We start from the raw sequence: 7249 nt of genomic DNA, 5'->3' as shown, positions 1-7249 counted from the left end.
TGTAGCATTTGCTATGTGAAAGTAGGACATTACCAGGCTTCAAATTGTAGAAACCCGTTACAGCAATGTGACGGGTTTTTTGCTATCTGAGATTTAGTAAATAGCCAAGAGCCCATGCCGAACTCAGTAGTGAAACTAAAGCTTCGACCGATAATAGTGTAGCATTTCACTGTGGCTCTCCACCGCTGTGGGCACCACGACATTTCCAAGCTTCACATTGTAGAAAGCCCGAATCTAACGATTCGGGCTTTTTTATGCTTGTAGAAAAAGTGATTCAGGTATTCCTCTAGAACGAAGAACTTCTTAGTGAATAATTCACTTAATTTAACGAGTTAAAGTGCTCGCTGATGCGAGCGTAGCGACTCCCAACGTTAAAATCACATCGAGAATAACTACAGTGTTCTTATTTCACGATCTGGATTATCCGCTACTGGGGTATTAGGCATTACATTTTTAGTAACGACAGCACCCGCACCCACAATACTGTTTTCACCAATACTCACACCCTCTAAAATAATTACACCTGTGCCAACCCATGCGTTATTGGCTAACGCGATAGGCGCTGCAAAGTTTTCTTACTAAGCCTTTTTGCTGGATTAGTAGCATGTGACACAGCTAAAAGCTGAACTTTCGGGCCAATTAAGCAGGCATCACAAATGGTGATTAAATAATTGGCCAATGGCTAGTTGAGGTGTGTAATTAATATTTATAAAAGTAGGATTGTTAATGAAGGCTGAGATATTTAGTCGTTAATCGCTATTTAGTAGTTTTACCTAGTTGTCTTGTTCTAAATTTTATATAGATACTTCTAATAAAGTACTTAAGAAAACTGTACCATTACAGATGTTTTAAAATAACTATAACGAGAAACATATGAAATTATTAACTGCAGCAACTTTAATAGTTGCTTCATCGACAGCTTTTGCACGCCCTGCACCGCTAGTGTCTATTCCTACTCATGATGCCTTTTTTAATAGTATTGCAGCGCATTGCGGTAAAGCTTTTGAAGGTGAAGTAGCGGTAGATAACGCGAAAGGGCCAAGCTCATTTACAGATAAAAAGCTGGTTATGCATGTACGTAAATGTAGCGAGACTGAGTTACAAGTGCCGTTTCATGTAGGAGACGATGCATCACGTACGTGGATCATAACTAAAACGGGTAGTGGCTTGAGTTTAAAGCACGATCATCGTCATAAAGATGGAACAGACGACGCATCAACTATGTATGGTGGCCATACGCTTGATGCAGGGTTCGCGCAAATGCAGTCGTTTCCAGCAGACCAATACTCTAAAGAGTTATTCGTGAAAGAAGGCATTGCACAGTCTGTAGGTAATACATGGCAAATGTATATTTACCCAGAAGTATTTACTTATCGATTAATTCGCCAAGGACGTGAGTTTAAGGTGGATTTTGATTTAACTAAACCGATTACTCCACCATCAGCACCTTGGGGTTATAAAGACTAAGGCTACTTACCCTTGTTTGTATCTTCTTTAGTTTCGCATTGTAGTAAAACACTTAAATCTGGTTGGTAAGCACGTGGTTTTGTTGGAAAGCGCTCGTACTCTTGCACGCCTTCAAGTATTTTCAACATAAAGGTATTGCCGCGGCATAGACGGTCCGCATGGCGTAATAAAAATACACTTTGATTGGTAAAGTGTTTGTAATCGTCTGACTGGATTTCTATTTTATAGTTGTCTTCGCCAATTTTGGTTTGGTAGTAATGCACTTTGTTGTCAAAGTCGTAGAGCTTCTCTGTTTCGGCTTTTTCAGCAAGTGCAGTATTTGCACTTGAAAGGGCCACCAGTGTAGCGCCTATAAATAAGCGTGGTGCGTTTATTCCTTTCATAAAATATATCCTTTAATTTGCGAACTTTATACCCATTAATAAGAGTAATAAGGTCGATTTCTTTACGTATTAGTCTAACACCCAAAAAGGGAAAGTGTGATGTTCAAACAAATAAAACAACTTTTTGCTGTATTCGATGAACAGCAGCCAAGTATGCAAGAGCACGATTTAAAAACAGCTGTTGCTGCATTATTAATTGAAGTTATGCGTGCAGATACCAAGCTTGAACATGATGAACAACAAACCCTGACTGTAACCTTAAAAAAGTATTTTAATTTAACAGATATTGAGGTTAATGAGCTTACTAATAACGCGGCAAGCAGCTTAGATGATTCGATAGATTACTTTCAGTTTTCAAAACAGATTAATGAGCATTGCAGCGCGGCGCAGCGAATAGAAATAATAGAGTTATTATGGCGCTTAGCGTATGCCGATGGAGAAATAGATCCCCAAGAAGACTACGTAATACGTAAAGTAGCAGGGCTTTTATATGTAACGCATACCGATTTTATCGCCGCAAAACTCGCGGCGACAAAGTAATTAGTTATTTAGGCGTGCAGGTTATCTTAACTTACTTGCAACGCTTACTAACTGATGAGCAAGCGCCAATACTCGCTCTGCAGTAACAGGTTCATTAATTTGCCCATTTTCATCAAACAATGTGTGTACAGCGGGTACTGCAAGTTGATCGGCAAGCACTAACGATCCAATACCACTTAATATATCACGTACATGATTTAAACCGCGTAACCCACCAAGTCCACCTGGTGATGCTGAAAACAGCGCCACTACTTTATTACGAAAAGCAGGAACAGCACCTTGCTCTGTGCGCGATGCCCAATCAATCGCATTTTTAAGTGCTGCAGTTATAGAGCCGTTGTACTCTGGGCTTGCTAGTAAAATACCGTCAGCTGCACGTAGTTTGTCTTTTAAAAGCTGTACATCGCCTGGTGTACCTTGCGCTTCAATATCTTCGTTAAATAGTGGGATGTTTAATTCGTTTAGTTTTATTACTTCTACTTCAGCACCTGTTTGTAGAGCAAAACGTGCTGCCTCATTAATAATTTTTTGATTAAAGCTTTCTTGTCGAAGACTTCCTGCTAGGGCGATAATTTTTGGTACTGACATGCTAGTGACCTTTTAGTGTTTAAACTTACAACGCTAATGTAGCAAAATTTTGCTTGTAGAAAACCCCAATAAACGCAACACTTGTGTGCGTAAATGCACATAAGTATAAGGTAAGCAGCATGGCGATAAAATTTGAAGATTGGCAAGACGTTAAAGTAGCGTTTGAAGTAGCACGATTAGGCACGTTAACGGCGGCAGCAGAAGAGCTTAATGTGCACCACAGCACAGTACTTAGGAGAATTAATAATCTTGAAAAAAACTTAAATGCACGCCTTTTTCATCGCCATGCCCGTGGTTACAAGGTTACTGAAATTGGCACCAAGTTATTTGCAACAGCACAAACTATCCATAGCTCCTTAGAGCAGTTACATAACGATATAGCAGCAGCCGATAGCACCCTTAGAGGGAGTTTATTACTAACGACGGTAAGTGGTTTTATGGATGTACTTGGTGATGTATGTGAGCAATTTCAGTCGCTACATCCACAAGTGCAGCTTGAGGTTATTTTAGAACAAAAAAGATTAAGACTCGATCACGGACAAGCACATATTGCAGTGCGTGCAGGCCCAAGACCAGATGAAGGCGATTATATTGCTCAGCATTTGGCGCAGCTTTCATCGGGTTTATACGCTAATAAACGTTACATTAATAAATACGGCATGCCTAAATTATTAAGTGATTTACAACAACATAATTTTGTATCAGGTGTGGCGGGTTTTAATGCCCGCGTGCCTTATTTTGCATGGGCTGATGAACATATTCCTGCATCGCAAATAAAGCTGCGAGTGTCCGAAACCTCAGAAGCAACTCGTGCAATAATTAAAGGGCTAGGTATTGGCGGATTACAACATGATGTGGCAGCGCAATATTCTGATTTAGTACCTATATTGCACAGTGATTTAAGCTGGCCTACCGATGTATGGTTAGTCACGCATCACTTAGTACATCGCACTGCTAAAGTACAAGCTTTTGCAGGATTGTTGAAAACACACTTTAGTAAGTTAGCTGCTAATCAATAATTTTAGCTGTGTTTTGAATGATTATAGTGTTTTTTTTACTTCTATCCCTAGGCGTTTAGCCAAGCGTACTAAGTTAGCTCTATCTAATTCAAGCACTCTTGCTGCTGCTGACCAGTTGTAGTTATGCTTCTTTAATTGCTCAGTAATTACGTTGTATTGCAACGATTCTACAGCTTGCTTTAAAGGTTGGTTGATTAAGGTGTTGGTTGTAATTTGGCTTGCTACTAGAGAGTTTTGTGGCGCACTTGGGGTTAAATCACAGTGCTCGCTTGTAATGGTTATTATTGGATTTTGCCATTGGCTTTGTTTTGCTTTTAGGGCGCTGCGGCTAATGACATGTTCAAGCTCGCGAACGTTACCTGGCCAGTTGTACTGATTAAGCAGTACTTGCGCTTCAGGGCTTAGTTTTAATTGTTTTATCCCTAATTTACGGGCTGTTTGCTCAATAAAATAACCAGCTAAGAGTGTTATGTCGTGCTCGCGTTTACTAAGTGGTGGCACAGTAATAGGGTAGACACTGAGGCGATGGTATAAATCGGCTCTAAAGCGACCTTGAGCTACTTCTTCTTTTAAATTTCTGTTGGTTGCGGCAACTACGCGTACATCTACGTACTTTGGCGTGTCTTCTCCTACCGTTTGTATTTCGCCACTTTGTAGCACTCGTAATAGTTTACTTTGCATGGTCAGGGGCAGTTCGCCTATTTCATCTAAAAATAACGTGCCGCCATCAGCTAATTGAAATTTACCTTGGCGCGAATTTTGTGCGCCTGTAAAAGCCCCTTTCGCATGACCAAAAAATTCACTTTCAGCAAGGTTCTCAGGAAGCGATGCACAATTTAAGTGAATAAGCGGTTGATCTTTTCGAGCTGAATTTAAGTGAATATTACGCGCTACAAGCTCTTTCCCTACTCCTGTTTCACCTAATATAAGCACGCTAAAGTTAGATGCTGCAACGAGTTTAATTTCGTTTTTAAGTGTTTGCATTAGCGGACTTTGACCAATAATTTCACCGCCATCTCGTGTTAACGCTTCACGATTTAGTTCTTGCACTAATGCACTTGAGTGCTGTGCATGCTGTTTGTAATGGGCAAGCTCTAAAGCTGTTTTAAAGTGCGCACTACACAGTGTTTGTAAAGTATTGAGTGTATCAGCGCTTATGCTGTTAAATGCATTGGCGTTAAGGCTATCAAACGTAAGTACGCCAAGTAGCGCGTTTTTATCATAAAGAGGTAAACCTAAACATGCATGTACCGGTATGTCGCCGGTTTTAGCTAATAGCAATCCGTCGTATGGATCGGGTAGTGGGCAGTCGTGCGCAAATTGTAGCGCGAGTGTGCTTTTGCAAATAGCTTCTAGACGAGGGTGTTCTACTATCTTAAATCGCCTGCCAAGACTGTCGGACATTAATCCTTTAATTGCCAGTGGTTTTAATTGCTCACCCTGAAGCACTAATAACGCGCTTGCATCACTAGGAATCACCCGCTCAACCGTTGCTAGTAATTGATCAAAGCTATGCTCGTGTAGTGTACTTTGAGCAAGCTCTAGAGCAACTTGTGTAAGGTTGAATTGCTGGTTCATGTCAAAATGACCTGTTTGTGTTCTTATGAGTTAATTGATAGTAGGTCATAAAGACTCATACTGTAAAGTGGTTTAATTTAACTTATTGAATTTAATTAATTAAATTTGTTGGCACAGTATGTGTAATAGCTAAGTAACGTAGTTAGTTACAGAGATCGCCATGAACACACTAATGCTGAATAATTTAAATAATCAAACACAGTTTAGTTCACTATACGAAACAGTATTATTTGCTGCCAATACTGCATTAGCTGTGAGTTTAGTGTGTATTACGGCAAGTATTTTAATTAGCTACCCGTTTGCTGAGTACTTTTCCATGGCGGTGCAAGTATCAGCTCATATTGGCACTATTGTTATTGCTGCTATTTTAAAAGTAAGTTACGTACTGCGCTGTGTTGCACAACATGGTTTAGGGCAGGAGGTACGATAATGCGCCCTATAAACTTAACTGAGCCAATGCCAGCACGCGTTGCTATTCATCAAGTATCTCAATGGCCATTATGGATGCTCGCTTTTAGACCTTTCTTTTTAGGCGGTGGCTTATTGGCATTTTTGTCGGTGGGGTATTGGCTACTTATTTTAACAGGCCATGCAAGTTGGCACTTATCGATACCTGCGACATTATGGCACGCGCACGAAATGCTGTTTGGCTTTGCAGGAGTTGTAGCTGTTGGCTTTTTACTTACCGCTGCACAAACATGGACAGGCGTGCCGAGCATAAGTGGCAAAGCCCTTATGTGGCTTACGTTTATATGGCTTGCAGCGCGCTTAGCTTTTTTTGTGATATTGCCTGATATTGCTCATTTTAATTTATATGCTGCACTTACATTACAAGTTATTTGGTGGTTAGGCGCCATAGCCGCGTTGGCTAATATGTTATTAAAAGCCAATAGCAAAAGTAACTATCCGTTTTTAGCTATTTTGGCTGTGCTTTGTGGGCTCAATGTATTGTATTTAATACTCATTTTACAGAAAAACATGCAGCTTGCACTTGGTGTGGTTGATACCGCAGTACTAGTAATTACTTTACTAGTTGGCATTGTTGCGGGTCGCGTTTTACCATTTTTTACCGCTAAAGGTCTAGGTTTAACCGCACAAGTTCGCACTCCTAAAATAGATAAAGCGGTGATGTATTTATCTATTTTGGCTATCACTTTATTTTTCATCAACAAGTTGTTTTTGAACACGATTAATCCTGCGTTAGTTGTTGCAACTGTTGCTGCGCTTCACCTGGTCAGGGCTGGTTTTTGGTGGGATAGCAAGGTATTGAGAGTGCCGTTGTTATGGTCTTTACATTTTTCCTACTTAGCGTTAGGCGTAGGGTTAATGATGGTTGCATTTAGCTTTTATAGCAGTGCAATACAATTTAAAGATGCGCTGCACTTAATCACTATTGGCACAATAGGTATGATGATTTTAGCAATGATGACGCGTGTATCACATGGTCATACAGGGCGTACACTCGCTATTCCTCATTACATGGCTGTTGCTTTTGCGTTTTTGCTTGTGGCCGCTATTACTCGTTCATTACTCCCTTTTATTATTGGGCCTCACCTTGCTTGGCAAATAAGTGCTTTGCTGTGGTTAGTGGCTTTTTCATTATTTTTAATTCACTGCACACCTATATTAACGCGGCGTCGTGTTGATGGGCGTCGTGGTTAGTTCATCCATAGG

At 40.4% G+C, this 7249-nt stretch carries 8 protein-coding genes and 1 pseudogene; 5 read left to right on the top strand and 4 right to left on the bottom strand.

The window, feature by feature from the left end; genetic code table 11:
* Positions 1–392 precede the first annotated feature (392 nt).
* Positions 393–728, bottom strand: a pseudogene (locus GQR38_RS17595) (sugar O-acetyltransferase); the annotation flags it as partial.
* Between the two features lie 145 nt (positions 729–873).
* Here GQR38_RS17595 and GQR38_RS17590 point away from each other — a divergent pair.
* The gene (locus GQR38_RS17590) at positions 874–1467 is read left to right on the top strand and encodes a hypothetical protein (RefSeq protein WP_165722808.1); all 594 of its coding nucleotides are present in this window, start codon (positions 874–876) and stop codon (positions 1465–1467) included.
* 2 nt (positions 1468–1469) lie between these two features.
* Here GQR38_RS17590 and GQR38_RS17585 read toward each other — a convergent pair whose 3' ends face one another.
* Positions 1470–1850 (bottom strand): hypothetical protein, encoded by a 381-nt coding sequence (locus GQR38_RS17585; RefSeq protein WP_024591701.1) that lies wholly within the window; start codon positions 1848–1850, stop codon positions 1470–1472.
* 99 nt (positions 1851–1949) lie between these two features.
* On the opposite strand from GQR38_RS17585, the gene GQR38_RS17580 reads away from it, so the two are divergent.
* Positions 1950–2390, top strand: a complete 441-nt coding sequence (locus GQR38_RS17580) for a TerB family tellurite resistance protein (protein ID WP_165722807.1) — start codon at positions 1950–1952, stop codon at positions 2388–2390.
* A 21-nt stretch (positions 2391–2411) separates the two neighbouring features.
* Here the strand turns inward: GQR38_RS17580 and GQR38_RS17575 are convergent, their stop codons facing one another.
* Positions 2412–2978 (bottom strand): NADPH-dependent FMN reductase, encoded by a 567-nt coding sequence (locus GQR38_RS17575; RefSeq protein WP_165722806.1) that lies wholly within the window; start codon positions 2976–2978, stop codon positions 2412–2414.
* A 119-nt stretch (positions 2979–3097) separates the two neighbouring features.
* On the opposite strand from GQR38_RS17575, the gene GQR38_RS17570 reads away from it, so the two are divergent.
* Positions 3098–3997: a LysR family transcriptional regulator gene (locus GQR38_RS17570; protein ID WP_165722805.1), complete on the top strand. Its 900-nt coding sequence runs from the start codon at positions 3098–3100 to the stop codon at positions 3995–3997.
* Positions 3998–4018: 21 nt separating this feature from the next.
* On the opposite strand, the gene norR is transcribed toward GQR38_RS17570, so the two are convergent.
* The gene (gene norR / locus GQR38_RS17565) at positions 4019–5575 is read right to left on the bottom strand and encodes a nitric oxide reductase transcriptional regulator NorR (RefSeq protein WP_165722804.1); all 1557 of its coding nucleotides are present in this window, start codon (positions 5573–5575) and stop codon (positions 4019–4021) included.
* Between the two features lie 160 nt (positions 5576–5735).
* Here norR and GQR38_RS17560 point away from each other — a divergent pair, with 160 nt between their 5' ends.
* Both GQR38_RS17560 and GQR38_RS17555 read left to right on the top strand, forming a co-directional pair.
* Entirely contained in the window at positions 5736–6005 is a 270-nt protein-coding gene (locus GQR38_RS17560) for a hypothetical protein (protein WP_007584928.1), read from the top strand.
* Positions 6005–7237, top strand: a complete 1233-nt coding sequence (locus GQR38_RS17555; RefSeq protein ID WP_165722803.1) for an NnrS family protein — start codon at positions 6005–6007, stop codon at positions 7235–7237. Before GQR38_RS17560 ends, GQR38_RS17555 begins: the two co-directional genes overlap by 1 nt.
* Positions 7238–7249 lie beyond the last annotated feature (12 nt).

The sequence above is a fragment of the Pseudoalteromonas sp. c7(2019) genome (assembly GCF_011378625.1).
GTDB lineage: Bacteria > Pseudomonadota > Gammaproteobacteria > Enterobacterales > Alteromonadaceae > Pseudoalteromonas > Pseudoalteromonas arctica.
This window is presented reverse-complemented; position numbering and strand designations above follow the sequence as displayed.

Excerpts from the sequence above, each read along its gene's own strand:
- GQR38_RS17590 (WP_165722808.1), top strand. The coding sequence starts at position 874 with ATGAAATTATTAACTGCAGCAACTTTAATAGTTGCTTCATCGACAGCT.
- GQR38_RS17585 (WP_024591701.1), bottom strand. The coding sequence starts at position 1,850 with ATGAAAGGAATAAACGCACCACGCTTATTTATAGGCGCTACACTGGTG.
- GQR38_RS17580 (WP_165722807.1), top strand. The coding sequence starts at position 1,950 with ATGTTCAAACAAATAAAACAACTTTTTGCTGTATTCGATGAACAGCAG.
- GQR38_RS17575 (WP_165722806.1), bottom strand. The coding sequence starts at position 2,978 with ATGTCAGTACCAAAAATTATCGCCCTAGCAGGAAGTCTTCGACAAGAA.
- GQR38_RS17570 (WP_165722805.1), top strand. The coding sequence starts at position 3,098 with ATGGCGATAAAATTTGAAGATTGGCAAGACGTTAAAGTAGCGTTTGAA.
- norR (WP_165722804.1), bottom strand. The coding sequence starts at position 5,575 with ATGAACCAGCAATTCAACCTTACACAAGTTGCTCTAGAGCTTGCTCAA.
- GQR38_RS17560 (WP_007584928.1), top strand. The coding sequence starts at position 5,736 with ATGAACACACTAATGCTGAATAATTTAAATAATCAAACACAGTTTAGT.
- GQR38_RS17555 (WP_165722803.1), top strand. The coding sequence starts at position 6,005 with ATGCGCCCTATAAACTTAACTGAGCCAATGCCAGCACGCGTTGCTATT.